Origin of the sequence: Roseateles aquatilis (genome assembly GCF_002205645.1) — a bacterium.
Taxonomy (GTDB): Bacteria; Pseudomonadota; Gammaproteobacteria; order Burkholderiales; family Burkholderiaceae_C; genus Roseateles; species Roseateles aquatilis.
Window position 1 is genome coordinate 446,926 of the sequence record NZ_NIOF01000004.1, and the last position, 16,394, is coordinate 463,319.

General features: G+C 66.0%; 14 protein-coding genes. All 14 read left to right on the forward strand.

Annotated elements, in window-relative coordinates; translation table 11 throughout:
- Positions 1–130: 130 nt before the first annotated feature.
- Positions 131–1,249, forward strand: coding sequence for a GGDEF domain-containing protein (locus CDN99_RS12485; RefSeq protein WP_158218831.1), 1,119 nt, complete (start codon positions 131–133; stop codon positions 1,247–1,249).
- 431 nt (positions 1,250–1,680) lie between these two features.
- Entirely contained in the window at positions 1,681–2,304 is a 624-nt protein-coding gene (locus tag CDN99_RS12490; RefSeq protein WP_193531708.1) for a hypothetical protein, read from the forward strand.
- A gap of 331 nt (positions 2,305–2,635) precedes the next feature.
- On the forward strand, positions 2,636–2,944 hold the full coding sequence (locus CDN99_RS12495) for a hypothetical protein (protein ID WP_088385169.1): 309 nt from the start codon (positions 2,636–2,638) through the stop codon (positions 2,942–2,944).
- 27 nt (positions 2,945–2,971) lie between these two features.
- Positions 2,972–3,322 (forward strand): hypothetical protein, encoded by a 351-nt coding sequence (locus CDN99_RS12500; protein WP_088385170.1) that lies wholly within the window; start codon positions 2,972–2,974, stop codon positions 3,320–3,322.
- A 356-nt stretch (positions 3,323–3,678) separates the two neighbouring features.
- Positions 3,679–6,138: an adenosylcobalamin-dependent ribonucleoside-diphosphate reductase gene (locus tag CDN99_RS12505; RefSeq protein WP_088385171.1), complete on the forward strand. Its 2,460-nt coding sequence runs from the start codon at positions 3,679–3,681 to the stop codon at positions 6,136–6,138.
- A 76-nt stretch (positions 6,139–6,214) separates the two neighbouring features.
- On the forward strand, positions 6,215–7,228 hold the full coding sequence (locus CDN99_RS12510; protein WP_238139494.1) for a DUF7146 domain-containing protein: 1,014 nt from the start codon (positions 6,215–6,217) through the stop codon (positions 7,226–7,228).
- Between the two features lie 242 nt (positions 7,229–7,470).
- Positions 7,471–8,535, forward strand: a complete 1,065-nt coding sequence (locus CDN99_RS12515) for a DUF932 domain-containing protein (RefSeq protein WP_088385172.1) — start codon at positions 7,471–7,473, stop codon at positions 8,533–8,535.
- Between the two features lie 251 nt (positions 8,536–8,786).
- Positions 8,787–9,620, forward strand: coding sequence for a helix-turn-helix domain-containing protein (locus CDN99_RS12520; RefSeq protein WP_088385173.1), 834 nt, complete (start codon positions 8,787–8,789; stop codon positions 9,618–9,620).
- A gap of 267 nt (positions 9,621–9,887) precedes the next feature.
- A complete protein-coding gene (locus CDN99_RS12525) occupies positions 9,888–10,199 on the forward strand; it encodes a flagellar transcriptional regulator FlhD (RefSeq protein ID WP_088385174.1) in 312 nt (103 codons plus the stop codon).
- A gap of 20 nt (positions 10,200–10,219) precedes the next feature.
- Complete coding sequence (locus tag CDN99_RS12530) at positions 10,220–11,308, forward strand: FlhC family transcriptional regulator (protein WP_088385175.1); 1,089 nt, start codon at positions 10,220–10,222, stop codon at positions 11,306–11,308.
- A 146-nt stretch (positions 11,309–11,454) separates the two neighbouring features.
- Positions 11,455–13,257 carry a MobH family relaxase gene (gene mobH, locus CDN99_RS12535; protein WP_088385176.1) on the forward strand — a complete coding sequence of 601 codons (1,803 nt, stop codon included), beginning with the start codon at positions 11,455–11,457 and terminating at the stop codon, positions 13,255–13,257.
- Positions 13,244–15,148, forward strand: coding sequence for a conjugative transfer system coupling protein TraD (traD, locus tag CDN99_RS12540; RefSeq protein WP_088385177.1), 1,905 nt, complete (start codon positions 13,244–13,246; stop codon positions 15,146–15,148). Before mobH ends, traD begins: the two co-directional genes overlap by 14 nt.
- Positions 15,148–15,777, forward strand: a complete 630-nt coding sequence (locus CDN99_RS12545; protein ID WP_088385178.1) for an IncC plasmid conjugative DNA transfer DtrJ family protein — start codon at positions 15,148–15,150, stop codon at positions 15,775–15,777. Before traD ends, CDN99_RS12545 begins: the two co-directional genes overlap by 1 nt.
- A 152-nt stretch (positions 15,778–15,929) precedes the next feature.
- Positions 15,930–16,391 (forward strand): hypothetical protein, encoded by a 462-nt coding sequence (locus CDN99_RS12550; RefSeq protein WP_088385179.1) that lies wholly within the window; start codon positions 15,930–15,932, stop codon positions 16,389–16,391.
- Positions 16,392–16,394 lie beyond the last annotated feature (3 nt).

A 16,394-nucleotide genomic window follows, 5' to 3' on the forward strand; every position in this document is an offset into this window, starting at 1 on the left:
CCGCGCCCACGCGGAACGCTCAGGCCGAACCTTCGCCAGAGGATGTGCTGGCCGAGCGCCGGCTGACCACGAGACATCGATGCTGGACCCTCGCACAACCGTCCTCATCGGGGGGATCACATGCGGGCTCATGGCCCTCGTGCTGACCTTTCTGAAGCGCGCCGCGCCCCTTCCCGTTCCGGCCCTGCGGAGCTGGGTCGTTGGCGCATGGCTGGTCTTTGCCGCGCTGGTCCTGCTTGGCCTGAGGGACTTGATTTCAAGCCTGGCATCCGTGACCCTCGGAAACACCGCGCTCATCCTGGCCTACGTTGTGTGGCTGGGCGGGACGCAGGAGCACTTCGGCGGAAGGGCGAGATGGCTTCCTTGGATCGGCGTCGTAGTTGGCACTGCGCTCGGCCTGACCTGGTTCGATGCCATCGACCACAGCTTCCGGATTCGCGTCGTGATCGTCGCCGGCCTGTGCGCAGCGATCAATGCTCGCCACGCCTTCGTCTTGCGCCGCGTAGGAAAGGCTTCGAGTTCCGAGCGAGGCATCGGGGCTTCTATCACCATCACCTGGCTGGCGCTGCTGACGCTGGTGTATGGCCTGCGTGCCGGGCACGCACTGGTCTTGCCGCAGGGCAACAGCGGCTTGCTGACCCAGGACGTCATCCAGGTCATCTACACCGCGAGCTTCACGGTCTGCAATCTCATGCTGGTCATCGGCTTCGCGACGATGGCATCCGATCATGTTCGCGTACGCATCGAGGAACAGGCCATCCGGGATCCCCTGACCGGCGTGCTCAACCGCCGCGCGCTCTTCGCCTCAATGGAACGCGAGATGTCACGGAGCCAGCGCGGTGGTCACACCTTCTGCGTCGCGATGCTGGACATCGACCACTTCAAGCGCATCAACGACCAGCACGGGCACCCGGTGGGCGACCGCGTGCTCGTCGACACCTGCGAGCGGACGGCTTCGCTGATTCGACCTCACGACGTTTTCGCGCGTTACGGCGGCGAAGAGTTCCTGATCCTGATGCCCGAGACGGCGATGCCAGCTGCATTGCACGCAGCGGAGCGGATCCGGAATGCGCTCGCCGTACCCGCGGACGCGTCCCTGCCTGCCATCACCGTGAGTCTCGGTCTCGCCGAATGGACGCCAAGCGACGCAACCGTCGAAGACCTCGTCGCGCGCGCGGACCAGGCGCTGTATGCCGCCAAGGCAGGCGGTCGCAATCGTGTGCATGCCCACCGCAGCTCGGATCGCTAGCGCGGCGCACGGTCAGAAATGTGCTGTCGTGGCAACCGGAAATCCGGCAGTCCCATGCCTTGGTTGACGGGGCCTCGGAGCGCAGTCGCCTGGGCATTTGACAAGCGCCGTCGACGCAAGTAACTTAGTCATCACTGCCGCAGCTGGCCCGGCACTCAAACCTCGGCAAGTCCATCCTGCGCACGGATTCCTCGTGCTGCCCCACGGGGCCCATCCTTCCCTATTCGATCTGACCTTTCGAGGCGCCGCTCCGCATGCGGGCGTGCGTCGAAAGGTTTCCCGATCGGCCAGCTGGTGCCGATGGCGTGCGGTCCTCGCACGCTCCAACCACCAGTCCTAGAACGTCGGTTACGCCGACACCACTCAACCCCGCGGGGCATTGCACCCGCGCCGGGCATCGCATTGCCTCCGCCATCCCATGGAGGCACATCATGCCGATTCCCAGTGCTACTCGCGTACCGTTGGCGCGAGACCCGCTGTCTCGGGCGTTCTTTGCCCTTCACGGCGACCACGACGAACTGGACCATCCCCAGCCCGTCGCGATGCAAGAGCTTCCGGCCCAGGCCCAAAGGGCGGTTCGCAACTTCCTCGACGACTCGGACCCCGCGCCGGAGTGGACTGAGGAGGACGTGGTCCACCTGCACTGGCGACTGCTGCTGGAGCTGCGCCGCCTACCCGATCCCGAGACTCCGCTCGAAGAGAAGCTCGACACGCTGGCCTGGGCCCTCACGGACCCTGCGCTGGACAGTCGGCCGTTCTCGTTTGCCAACTGCCTTCGCGTGGTTGGCTGCAGTCCGATGTCGCCTACCGCGTACTTCGGAGAACTGCAGGTCGAAGACGTGCGCGACTGGTTGCGTGCAAACGCCCGCAAGTGGGTTGGCGCCACGCTGGCCCGCTATCCCGACTGGGTACAGGCGCTGATCCGCGAGCACCCGGACTGGGTGGCCAAGCAGTTGGCCCGCAATCCGCAGTGGATCAATGAACAGATCAAGGCCCACAGCGAGGCCGCCCAGCCGGATCTGTTCGGCTCGAGCGCTTCGCTCCTTCCGTGCTGAGACCATCCGATGCGGCAAGCAAAGCTCAGCCCGGGATGGGCCCTGCTCGCGATCTTCATTCTCTGGGGCATCGCTGGCGCCTTCGATGAGCCGATGCAGGCATCGGAGCCGCCTGACGAAGCTCCAACGTACGCCGCACCGCCGTCCCTTCGGCTGCAGTGCCTGATCGATGCGACCGACCGCGAGGCCGACGCGAGACCTGGCATGGCACCGGACGGAAGCGGCCGCGTTCTGCTGCTCCAGGCGGCGAGTGCGCCGGCCCGGAACTTGGAGTCATTCACACCCCCACTGCCCTTTTCTGCCTCGTCATCGACGAATGAGGAGAAGCAACATGAACCATACCAGCACGATCCGTCGCGCCGACCTGCGCGCGCTGGTTCCTGTCCACACCCTGAACGACCTTGACTGGCTCGTGAAGGAAAGCGAGTTGATGACCGGTGAACCCGGTCGTGAGTTTGTGGTTGCCGGTGCGGACCGCCCGGCGTTCCACGTTCAGCTCGATCAAGGCGGCTACCAGATCCGCCGAACCGACCACGGTGACACCCAGGTGGCACACCGCGCGACGGTGCCGGATCTGTTCAAGCATGCGCTGGGCAATGCCCTCGTGTGCGGCCTTCTGTACACCTCCGCGTTGCAGTAGCCACGCGGCTTTCAAAAGGAGCGGGCCATGTCCCAACCCAAGAGCCTCGGTACCGTCGAGACCCCCTACGGCGCCGCGCGGATCATCGTCGGTCGCTATCCGAAAGGCGGCGCGATCTCGGTGCAACTCCTGCTCGGCGATGATCCCGACGATGGCTGGATCCTGTCGACCAACCTGGGGCCCTACGGCGCGCGTGTTGCGCACGACGAATTCACCGTGAAGTCCTGGTCCGAGAACGAACCGCTGATCGAACCTTTGCTCGCGTCGGGACTGTTCGAGGACACCGGCCGCCGTTGCGCGTCCGGCTTCGTACAGGCGCCCGTCTGGCGCGTGAAGGACGCCGACAACGTGCCCGCCTCCGCCGTGCGCGCATCTTAGGCGCTGAGTGCAAACTACCGGTGAACACCTCACCGGCCTTGAGAACCGCCCATGGCGGTTCTTTCCAGAGCACGCCGCCGCGTGCTCCGGAAAGAAGCTTTCCCCGAGGTAGCTGGCGAACCTGTTGCACCTGCGACGAAGTCAGCCCAAGAGTCCCCACTGCAGCCCGCCGCTGCACGAATTCAGCCAACACGCGGCAAGCCCGCGCCCGCTGACCACCGCCAGGCGGTCGACGCACACGCGTCCCCTCGCCTTTTCCGCCCGCTCACGCCTTCGAGGCCGCGCGGCAGCGCTCGCACACGCGAGCACTGCCGGCGCAGCCCTGGCCGCGCGGGTATTCCATTTCAGGAGTCGTCATGAAACTCAATGACTTTCCCTCGCCCATCGCCCTGCTCGCCCCACAGCCCATCTCCGTGGATGTGCTGCTCGAGAAGTACGCCAAGGGTGACGAGACCTCGATCGACGATGTGCAGCTGCGCGTCGCCCGTGCGCTTGCGCAGGCCGAGCCTGCCGACAGACGCGATCACTGGCAGGAGCAGTTCCTGCATGCGATGCGCAGCGGCTTCGTCCCCGCCGGCCGGATCAACTCCGCCGCCGGCACGGACATCCGCGCCACGCTGATCAACTGCTTCGTGCAGCCGGTCGGCGACAGCGTCTCCGACGACGTCGACGGCAAGCCCAGCATCTACACGGCACTGGCCAGGGCCGCCGAGACCATGCGTCGAGGTGGTGGCGTCGGCTACGACTTCAGCCGCATCCGCCCGAAGGGCGCGATGGTCAAGGGCACCCACTCGAACGCATCGGGTCCGGTGAGCTACATGCTCATCTTCGACCAGTCCTGTGCGACGGTGGAGTCGGCCGGTTCGCGGCGTGGCGCCCAGATGGGCATCCTGCGCTGCGACCATCCCGACGTGCTGGAGTTCGTGCACGCCAAGGACCAGAACGGCCTGCACAACTTCAACATCTCCGTGGGCATGACCGACACGTTCATGCGCGCGGTCGAAGCCGACGAGACCTTCGAGCTCGTGCATGTGGCTGAACCTGCAGCGTCAGCGCTCGACGCCGGCGCGCACCAGCGTGCCGACGGCAAGTGGGTGTACCGCACGGTGCGCGCACGCGAGCTGATGGACGAGATCGTGCGGTCTACCTACGACCACGCGGACCCCGGCGTCGTGTTCCTCGATCGCATGAACGAGGAGAACAACCTGCACTACGTCGAAGTCATCGAGGCCACCAATCCCTGCAGCGAGCAAAGCCTGCCCGACTATGGCTGCTGCTGCCTGGGCTCGATCGACCTGACCCGCTTCGTGCACGAGTCCTTCACGGCCGCCGCTCGGTTCGACTGGCCGGCCTTCGACGCCGTCGTGCGCATCGCGGTGCGCATGCTGGACAACGTGCTGGACGTGACCTTCTGGCCGCTGCCGGAACAGCAGCGCGAGGCGATGTTCAAGCGCCGCGTCGGCCTCGGTTTCCTGGGCCTCGGCAGCGCGCTGGTGATGCTGGGCGTGCGCTACAACTCGGCGGACGGTGTCGCCTTCGGAGCCAAAGTGGCCCAGGCGATGCGCGACGCGGCCTACTGGGCATCGATCGCATTGGGCGAGGAGAAAGGCACCTTCCCGGCGCTGGACGCCCCGCGCTACTTGGAGAGCGGCTTCGCGCAGCGGCTGCCGACCGACATCAGGCTGGCCATCGCCCAGCGTGGTCTGCGCAACAGCCATCTGCTGTCGATCGCGCCCACCGGCACGATCAGCCTGGCCTTCGCGGACAACGCGAGCAACGGCATCGAACCGGCGTTCGCGTGGACCTACAGTCGCAAGAAGCGCATGCCCGACGACTCCTTCCAGGAGTACCGCGTCGAGGACCATGCATACCGGCTGTACCGCGAGCGCGGCGGCGACGTAGCGAGCCTCCCGGCCAGCTTCGTGTCGGCGTTGGAGATGTCGGCGGACGAGCACCTGCAGATGCTGGTGAGCGTGCAGCCCTTCATCGACTCGTCGATCTCCAAGACGGTGAACGTTCCCAAGGACTACCCCTTCGAGGCCTTCCGCGAACTCTATGCGAAAGCGTGGAAGGCCGGCCTCAAGGGCTTGGCGACCTATCGGCCCAACAGCGTCACGGGGTCCGTCTTGTCGGTCGAGTCGATCGCACCGGCGAACGCCGCGGCAGGCGACGAGGACCCGTTGCGCAAGCAGATCGAGAGTCGTCCCGGCGGTGACCTGCAGGGGGTGACGTCCAAGGTCGAGTACTGGACCGGCGATGGCAAGAAGTCCGTGTACCTCACGGTCAACTTCATGCTTGTGCGCGGGACGGTCGGCGGCCGCGAGGTCGAAATCGAGCGGCCGGTGGAGTTCTTCGTGCCCGCCGGACAGCGTGACGAGGGCCAGCAGTGGATCTCTTCGAACATGCGCCTGCTTTCCATGGTGGCCCGCTCCGGCGGGTCAATCGCGAAAGCGCTGGCCAACATGCGCGAAGTGGTCTGGGACAAGGGCCCTGTGCGCCACGGCTCGGTTGCAAAGGCCGAAGGCGGCCAGGTGCCGCGCATCCACGACTCCGAGGTCGCGGCCATCGGCCACGCGCTGCAGGAGATCCTGATTCGGCGCGGTTTCCTGGACGCCATGGGTGCGCAGATGCCGACCGGCGCGCTGGCCTGCACGAACGACGCGGGTAACCCAGCGAGCCCGGCGCCCGTGCACGTGGCGGCGGTGCCGGCTCCCCGCAGTGGCAAGCAGTGCCCCGAATGCGGCGCCCACGCGCTGCGCAAGGTGGACGGCTGCCTGCGGTGCGAGCACTGCCACCACATCGGCAGCTGCGGCTGAGGCTTGGACCAGGGGCCGGTGGCGAGCGCGGGTTGAACTGCGCAATCCATCGGCCCCACAACATGTCGAGGACATCATGAACGACGAGTTCGAAGCACGCGTCCGGGACATCAAGACCCGGGCGCATCACCACTGGACGCCCATCCTCAAGGCCATGGGCGTCGACGAGAGCATCCTCAATGGCAAGAACCAGCCGTGTCCCTTGAACGGCTGCGGCGGCACCGACCGTTTCCAGTACACCGACAAGTTCGGAGAGGGCAACTACCACTGCCGCACCTGCGGCGCTGGCGGCGGCCTGAAGCTCGCGCAAGCCGTGCTCGGACTGCGGTTCGGAGAGCTGCTGGACGCTATCGAACGCCAACTCGGCGTCGTGCGCGCACTGCCAGCAGGCGGCTCCGGGCCGTCCCCGGAACGCATGAAGCGGCTGTGCCAGCGGATCTGGAACGAGGCCAAGCCCATCGCAATGGGCGACGACGTGGATCGGTACCTGCGCAATCGAGGTATCGCGTTGACCACCTATCCGCGCTCGCTGCGCTTCCACCCGGCGCTGGGCTACTACGACAAGACGCCCGGGCAGCAGCGAGCCAAGAAGATCGCGGACTACCCCGCCATGATCGCCTGTGTGCAGGGCGCCGATGGCCATGCCATCACGCTCCACCGGACGTACCTGACGGATGGTCGCAAGGCGCTTGGCGAGCAGAGCAAGAAGGTCCTGTCCTCGGGCATCAATGGCGCTGCGGTACGGCTCGACGAGCCGGCCGAGGAGTTGGCGATCACCGAGGGCATAGAGACCGGCCTCGCAGTGCGACTGAGTACCGGCAAGCAAGTTTGGTCCGCACTGAACTGCGGCAACCTCGAAAAGCTGTGGATACCACCCACGGTGAAACGGGTCTGCATCTACGCCGACAACGACGCGGATGCGGAGTTCGCGGGTCAGGCCTCGGCCTTCGCACTGGCTCAACGGCTCGTGCGCGAGGCCAAGCGCGACGCCATGGACCGCAAGGTTCAGGTGTTCGTGCCTCGCCAGGCCGGCGCTGACTGGGCCGATATCTGGTTCGCACGCGTCGCCGCCGAGGCGAAGGCGGCATAGCCGTTTGGCGGGTGGCAGCAATGCCCCCGCTCACTTTCAGTGGGCCCCCAGCGGACCCAGCGAAAGAGGTTCCCTCTGGTAGCTACCAAACCAGGCCGCATCGCGGCGAAGGCAGCCCTTGAATCCACAGCGTGACGTCGATCCGTCTCGCTACATCCCTGCCCAGGCCAGTCCTGGGTATCACCCCGCGGGGACGCACTCCCCACGGGGAGGTCCGTCCCCGTCTTTCATTGGAGATTGCCATGAAGTACGGACGTTCCCTCATCGACCTGGCCAACGAACTCGAACGCCAGCTCGCGACCAAGGTCGACATGATCGTGCCCACGCAGCTCATGCATCACCAGACGATGGCCGGCGGCGGCACGAGCGTCACCATCGAAGCGCCCGAAGGCCCGAAGTCCTTCCCGACCACGGAAGGTTTCCGCCGGCAGATCGCCGACAAGCTGAAGATCCCGTTCGCCTACTTCGAGCGGATGCGCATGGACCAGCCGACGCTGCTCGACCGTAACGTCGACACCTGGCTCCATCAGGAACCCGAGCAGCGCATGGTGCGCACGCTCGATGGACAGGCCCGCGCCTTCCTCTCGGACCGCTACCGCCGGCTCGACAACTACGACCTGCTGCAGCACGTCTTCCCGATCCTGAAGCAGTTGCCGGGCGCTCGTTTCGAGTCGGTCGAACTGACGGCCAGCCGGATGTACCTGAAGGTGGTCACGCCCGAAGTGCAGTTCGAGATCCAGCCCGGCGACATCGTCCAGGCCGGGGTCGTCGTCAGCAACTCCGAGATCGGCCAGGGCACGCTGTCGGTGCAGCCTCTGGTGTTCCGGCTGAAGTGCAGCAACGGCCTGATCGCACCCGACCGCGCGATGCGCAAGACGCACGTGGGCCGCCTCAGCGAGGCGTCCACCGAGGAAGTCACCATCTTCCGCGATGACACGCTGGCCGCCGACGACAAGGCCTTCTTCCTGAAGGTGCGCGACGTCGTCCAGTCGGCGGTGTCGGAAGCCACCTTCACGGTCGCCGCCGACAAGATGCGCCGCACGCTGGGCATCCCGCTCAAGGGCGACCCGGTGAAGGCGGTGGAGGTGCTGGCCACCCGCTACCTCTTCAACGAACAGGAGCGCGCCGGCGTGCTGCGCTCACTGATCGCCGAGGCCGACCTGTCGGGCTACGGGCTGGTCAATGCGGTGACGGGCTACGCCCAGGAGGTCGCCGACTACGACCGCTCCACGGAGCTCGAGGCGATCGCCGGCCGGATGATCGACCAGAGCCGGTCTGAATGGGAGGCCGTGGTCGAGGCCGCATAAGGATGAGCACCGCCGCCGCGTCGGCGGTGACAAGCGCTTCAGGGCACCAACCGATTTCGGGTGGTGCCCTTTTTTCTTGCCTTCTCGACGCCACGGACGCCCTCAAAGTTGACGTTTTCTGATAAATACTCGTCACAGATAAGGGTAATGCAGGGGACTGGCGCTCCGCTTGCCCGTGCCTCCCGCCTATCGCGGGCCGTACACTCGACCAAGCTCTCAAGAGTTCGTCGTTCGAGAAGAAGTCCAGGAACATGGAACAGGAACCTGCCAAGTCCAACTCGGCCATCACCCAGGCCATCCAGGCTCTTCTGGACCGTCGAAGCGTGCCGGAGCGCAAGCGTTTGGTGGCGCTGGAAGCCGCCGCCGGCATCGCCTACCAGCAGGTCAGGCGCCGCATGATGGGCGAAACGCCGTGGAGCGCCGAAGAGATCAAGCGCGTCGCGGCCCATTTCGGCGAACCGTTGTTCGGATTGTTGGGTGCCCTAGTGGAGGAGCAGCCCGGCGAACCTGCGGTTCTGTGCGTCGCTGGGACCCGCACGCCGTGCACGATCTGGCCCGGTCCGCGGGCAGAACAGGGCTTCGGCCCCTACGTCGCACTGGCGGCGGAAAGCCCGGGCGATGCCTGGACCGTCGTGACTGCCACCGAGGCCACCGGCCGGGATGCCTACGAGGTGCGCCGCCTCGTCGTTGAAATGGAGCAGCCCCGGCGCGTGGCAGTCATCGACGACGACGATGACCTCGGGCGCGCGATCGTCCAGTTTCTCCGCCAGAAGGGGCTCGACGCCATCTCTTACACCACAGCTGAGCACCTACGAACCGCGCTTGAGACGACCAGTTTCGATGGGTACATCCTGGACTGGGTGCTCAGCGACGGCCGCGCCGAGGAACTGCTGCCCCTGATCCGCGCCAAGAACCCGCACGGCCCGGTGATCATCTTGACCGGCCAGATCGACGGCGAGGCGCAGGAATCGGATCTGGCCACAGCGATGGCTGCGTTTCGCGCCCAGCTCTACGAAAAACCCTCGCGGGCACTCAGTCTTTACAACGCTCTCGAACTCGGCTTCGAGGCTATGCCGCGCGCCTAAATTTGGATCACCGGTCCCCGGCAACGGATCCAGCACATTCCCTGGCGTCAGCGCTTGGCGGGACGCTCTCGCGCGGCTTCCGTCCTCACGAATTTGTCTAGTTTTGAAAACTCATCACCTCTAGTTTTTATCGTTGAACGATAGAACTATTTGACACTTTGCGACTTTCTTGAGTACGCTGCGTGCCAGTTGTCGCGCTTTCAAGCGCGCCGATTTCCCAGCCGACTGCGGCTGCGGATCCGCCACCTGGCAGACCGGGAGCAGCACATGAACGACGCCACGCCGTTGAATGCCGTCCAGCACCTCAACTTCGAAACGCTTTCGCTGATTCGCGATTCGGCCCGAAGCGATCTGGCCACCGCCTGCTGCCAGTTCGGGTTGCATCCCGATCAGCTGCGCACCATCACCGCATTGAGCCCCACCGATCTGATGCAGATCGTTGCAAGCACCGGCAACGTGCTGCTGTTCGCGCCCCGGGACGATATTGACCTCCTGCTGGCCGCGCCTCGCACGGTGATCCCCATCCTCGCCAGCGCCCGTTCCCACGGCCCGGCCCGCGCTCCCGCCGCGACGTCCTGACCTGCGAGGCGAGGGCTGAGATGGCCTACGCCGACACCCGCATCCGCTCGCTGGAGACGGCCCGCCTGTGCGCGACGCTGGGAGCCTGCCCGCGCACCATCGGCTGGGTGACAGGCCTGCCCAGCCACTTCATCCTTAGCAAGGTGTTCGATGCCGGCCACCGCGCCCCGCGCGGGCGACCGCCCTACACCGAGGACCTGGTTTTCAAGACCACCTTCAAGATCCAGGCCGAGCTCGGATCGTTCGCGGTGAAGTACCGCGAACTCACTGCCGCGGGTTTCACGCCCGCGGCGTCGCTCGTCACGGCCTACCAGCACTACCTATCCTTTACGCCGGTGCCCTCATTCAGCTTCGACGAGGCGTTCTTCCTGGTCTCCAACCTGGATGGCATCTGGGCCTGCAAGACGCCTTCGCTGCAGCTCGAACCCTGCAAGGCCTGCCAAGCACGGCGCCTCGTGGCGTTCGGTGGCGCGTACACACCGGCATGTGCCTTCTGCAAAGAAGAATCCGGCGAGCGTGGCGTGCGCAAGCGTGTGGCCGGCCGGACACCGGCCATGGCCGAACGCATCGAAGTGTCCGAGAGCCTGCCGCTGCAGATCGAGGCTTTGCGCGTCGACGTCGAACTGGAACAACTCGGCGCCCATCGTCGGGTCCGAGCGGCGATTCTCTCAGCCTATCCCGACACGCCGCATCGACCGCCCGCCGCACTGATCCGCATCGGCCGCGCCCTGCCCGTCCAGCGCTGGAGCTCCGGCGTACGGACGCTGCAGCGCGCCCAGTTCTCGCTCGTGGCCGTGCTGTTCCAGAGGCTGACATCTGGGGGCATTGGCGCAGACCGCGCGCTCATCGCGACCTATCGACAAGCCCGGGACGCGTTCCGCCATGCGGCCGCGCCCTCGTTCGATCGCTGCTTCGAGGTCGTCAGCCAGGTGGCGGGCCGGTGGGGCGTCGCCACGCCCACGCTCGTGCTGGCCCCGTGTGATCGCTGCGGCGCCTCCTTCCTGGTCGGCTTGGCCGACCAGGGGTCTGGCGGAGCACAGCAGCGTCGCTGCCCCTACTGCCAGTTGCTTCGGCACCCCGAGACCTATCTCGCAGGCAAGGCGGCCTGAGCACGGAACGTCCGGCCGTCTGCAGAGCCGCCTGACGCCGGAGCAGCCACGGGTGGCTTTCTCGCCCTTGCGAGTCGCGACTTTTCGCATAGACCAGCGCTTCCGCCCCTTCCACCATCGTCGTCGCACTTCCGGGAGCGACACCGATGCGATTCCTCTCGTTCCTCGCCCGCCCCGGCGCGCGTGCTTCACCGCAGCCTCCTGTCGAGCCGGCGTTGGACGTGCTGTCGGCTCATCCCTCCGTGGACCCGGGCCTCGCCGCGGGAACGGTCGAGCAACTGCTCGCCGCCCACGCCGAGTTGCTGTCGCGTATCAAGCTTTGCTACGGCGCCGACCGCGCGACGTTCGAAGCGGACCTGCTGGCGCCTATCAGGAACTTCGCCGACTACGTCAACCTGCTGCCGGCCACCGCGGACAACTACTTCTCAGAAGCGGGCGGGCTCTTCCGCCTCGGCCTTGAGGTCGGCTTCTTTGCGCTGCAGGGCACGGACGGACACATCGTCTCGGGCCGCTCCACCATCACGACGCGACGTCATCTCGAGCCACGGTGGCGGCAGGCCACCTTCTTGGCTGGCCTCTGCAGCGAGCTGCACCGGACGCTGAGCCATATCGTTGTCACCGACGAACACGGCAACGCATGGCCTGCCTACCTGCTCCCGCTGACGCGATGGCTCGGCCAGCAGCACTCCAAGCGCTTCTTCATCCGCTGGCTGTCGGGCGCGCAGGAGACCCGCGCGCTCGGCCTGTTTGCGCTCCGCCATGTCGTGCCGGAGCACACGATGCAGCACCTCGCGAACGGCAACGCCGTGGTGGTGCCGCAGTTTCTTGCCTGTCTGGCCGGCATGCCGCTCTATCGCGAGCAAAGCATCCTCGTCGAACTCGTGAAACGCGCGGCTGCACTGGTCATCGACCGCGATCTGCTCGCCAGCGCGAACCGGTATGGGCGCCCCATCCTCGGTGCCCACCTGGAGCGCTACCTCCTGGACGCCATGCGCCGCCTGGTCACCTCGCACACGGCGTGGGCGCCTAACCAGGAAAAGTCCCGGGTCTGGTATGGCAAGGACGGGCTCTTCATCGTGTGGCCGAACGCAGTGGCCGAGATCCGCAAGCTGCTGGAGGAGGACGAGCTGCCGGGCATCCCCAAGGCGCCGGAGACCATTCTGGAGATCCTGCTCGGCGCCAGGGTCCTCGAAGCGCGCACAAGTACCGAGGCGCTTTGGAACATCGCGCCGCCACCGGGCAAGACACCGCTGGAAGCGGTGAAGTTGGCGTCGCCGGAAATCCTCCTTGCGGCCCACCTCGACCCAGTCGTACCCCTGCCGGACGCACTCGTCGTTCGCGTCTCCCCGCCCGCGGCACAAGCCCCAAGCCAAGCTGCTCCGCATGCCGGTCGGGCAGCGCCAGCGCCTTCGCCTGCACCCGCTGCGTCGCCAACGGCATCCCCCTCACCGGCGCCCTCGCCTGCCGCGCCCGACACATCGATCGGCCAGCAACTGGAGCTCGATGTCGACGCCCCACCCCCTGCCGTGGAATTGCCTGCAGAGGATGCGCCTGAAGCAGCCCCTTCACGTCAACCAATGTGTGCCGCGGCGCCCCAGTTCAAGCTCAACGCGCCGCTGCGGTTGAACCCACAGGTCAGAGACGCGCTGTCTCTCGCGATCGAGAGCATGAACGGCGACGCCAAGGCTGCGGTGGCCGTCACGGTGCCGACTGGCGTCTTTGTGCCTCTCGACCACTTCAAGCGCACCAACGTCGACGTGTCCGTCGTCTTGCGCTCGCTCGCGGAGGCCGGCATGGCAACGGCACGGCGTGCGTCGCGCGTCGACACCCTGCAGCACGAGTTGGCGGGACAGCCCGTCCTCGGATTCGTGTTGAAACCGCAGTTCGTCGCCGGCCTCGATCCGGCTGACTTCGCGCCGACTCAGGAGGCCCGCGATGCTGGTGCGTAGCTACGAGATGCCGTGGCGTCCGGCCTACGAGATGTGGGCCAGCGGCGCATGGCTGGTGGGCTTACTGTTCTTCGTCTATCTCGGGGGGCGCGGCCTCATCACGTCGCCCATCGCCCTCGGCCTGGCGTTCCTCGCGCTGCTGATGGCCGCTCACCGAGCACGCCAAGGCCTGCGCGTGCTGACGATCCGCGCATCGCTGTCAGGCAAGGCCATGCAGGTCATCACCACGCGAAAGCTCGAGACGCTGACCCGCAAGCCCGATCAGGTCTTTCTTGGATTTGGCTTCGAGTGGTTGCCCGTGCATTCGCAGCGGCTCTACGAACTGGCCAAGGTCAACTACAAGGAATACGCGGTATCGCCCCAGTTGCTAGGGCTCCTCGGCTTCGCCGTGAATCCACAACCGGATGCCGAGATCGGCCTGCCCTACATCCACGGCGTCGAACCCCGGGAGCAGCCGCTGTATCGGCCGCTGCAGAACTTCGAAGGTGGCACGCTGCTGGTCGGCACGACACAAGCCGGCAAAGGCGTGGCGCTGGGCATCTTCCTGACGCAGGCCATCCGCCGCGGCGACGTTGTGGTTTTCATCGATCCCAAGAACAGTCGCAGGCTAAAGCGCGTCGTGCAGCGGGCCTGCCAAGACTACCGCGAGGCGGACACGTTCATGGAGTTCCACCCCGCCTTCCCCGAAGTCGGGGTGCGGCTGGACTTCACCTTCAACTGGCAGAAGCCCACAGAGATCGCGTCGCGTATCCAGTCGATCATGCCGGTCGACGCTGGCGGGGCGTTCACCGCGTTCGGTTGGGATGCCGTGAACGTCGTGGTGCAGGGTCTCGTGAGCCTGGAGGATCGCCCCAACCTCCTCAAGCTCACGCGCTACATCGAGGGCGGCATTGAGCCCGTGTTGGAAGCGTCGCTGCAGCGCTTCTTCGACCGCCAGCTCGGCCCCGGCTGGCGCGACTCCCAGGAGATGCGTGCACTGCTGCAAACCGCCGCGCGCGGCGGCATCAAGAAACCCTCCGAAGTGGCCACGCCGCAGTTGCTGGCCTTTGTCGCCTACTACGAGCAACGCCTGCCCCAGAACCAGCGAGACAAGGTGATCGACTCACAAATCCGCGTGTTCCGCCACAACCGCGAGCACTACCAGAAGATCACCGCCAACCTGTTGCCCATCCTGTCGATGCTCACGTCTGGCGACCTGGGCCAGAGCTTATCGCCCGATCCTTTCGACCTCGACGACAAGCGGCCCATCATGAACTTCGAGAAGATCGAGCGCGGCGGCCATGTGCTGTACATGTGCCTGGACTCGCTGCCCGATCCATCGGTGGCCTCGGCCATCGGCGCGCTGGCGATCGCGGACCTCGCCGCTCGCGCGGGCATGCGCTACAACTTGGGCAGCAGCCAGCGCATCACGCTCGTGGTCGACGAGATCGCCAACGTGATCAACCAGCCCCTGATCGAGATCCTGAACAAGGGGGCCGAGGGCGGCATCCATTCCATCTGTGCGATGCAGACGCTGGCCGACCTGGCGAAGCGGCTGGGCTCCGAAGATGCCGCGCGGATGGCGCTGGGCAACCTCAACAACCTGTTCGCGCTGAGATCCAAGGACCGGCCGACACAGGACTTCATCGTCGAGACCTTCGGCAAGACCGGCATCCACACGATGCGCGTCGGGCTCAACCAAGGCGCCGACACGCACCTCGGCGACTGGAGCGCCGGCAAGAGCGTGCAGGTGACGGAGTCACTTGAAGAGCGCGTGCCGGTGGACATCCTCGGCAAGCTGCCCAACCTGCAGTACTTCGGGTCGGTCGCCGGCCGGCTGGTCAAGGGGCGGTTCACGATCCTCAACCCTGATTTCGACCGCCCTCCTGTCGCACAGAAGGAGGCGACCTGATGATCCGCTACGTCTGGATCACCGCCATGCTGGCGATCCTCTGCATCGTGCTCTACATCCCTTCGGCGGTGCCGCCGGAGCGCTTCCTCGATGTGCTGCGCTCGGAGCATGCGCTCAATGAGCGTGTCTGGGGCGAGGCCACAGGTCAGCGCATCCTGGGTCGAATGCTCGACATGCAGCAGGCTGGCAAACAACTCAGCGCACCGCCAACGGCCGAGCCTGCGTCAAGCCCCGCCAGCGGCGCCATCGACACCGCGGTGGCGCAGCAGATGAGCGCCGTCAGCACGCGGTTGTTCGGCAACCCCTACTTCCGTTCGATCGACGCGCTCTTCGTGCTGGTGACCTATCGGCTCAGCGCGCTGGTCGAACTGCTGCCGTTGCTGCTGATCTTCTGCGGTGTCGTCGCCGTGGACGGCCTGGTCCTGCGGCAGGTACGCGCCCGCGAGTTCGTGCCCCACAGTGCCGAGCTATTCGGCGGCAGCGTCGTCGGCGGCATCACGCTGGGAAGCGTGGTGGTCGTGGCGTGCTTTCTCCCGATGCAGCTGCATCCGATGTTCATCACGCTGACCCTGCTGCTGATGCTGTTCGTGCTCAGCAGGGCGCTGGCGAACTACCACGCCATCCGCTGACACCCCCATCAACTCGGCCCTCGATGGGCCGGATTCTCGGGTGCGGCAGAGGGACCTCTTCCCTACGCTGAAAGCACTGAGACGACACCTGTGCTCGTCTGCAAGGGGCTCACCCGATGCAAGCCGTACTGCAACTTCCGCGAGGTCTATCGATGGAAACTCCGATCGACCGTGCCGACAGCCAGCAGCCCACCGTTCAGACGGGCGTCTGGGTCGATGAACACGACTGGCTTCACCGCATCTTCAAGTCGGCCGAGAACTGCTCGCCCAAGTTCCGCTTTCCCGACCTGCTCGGCGCATGCGTGTCGCTGGCCGTCGGTTGCGAAGACGGGCAACGCCGTCTCGTCGACTACCTCGAGACCCGCCTGACCCTGCGGGACCCGCGGACCGAACGCCGCAGTTGCGACATCTGGTGCACGCAGTTCGAGCAGGTGATGCAGGCCCACCGCGCCTCGTGGAATCGCTTCCCGAATCCCATGTTCGAGATCGACCACATCACGACGGCATGCGTGGCCATCGCGATGCAGCGTCCGGATGGACAGATGCAGGTGCTTCGGCAAGCGCGGCAGAACCTGCTGGAGCGCGCCCAGGCGCGTCGGGCCACGGCCAACTGACCA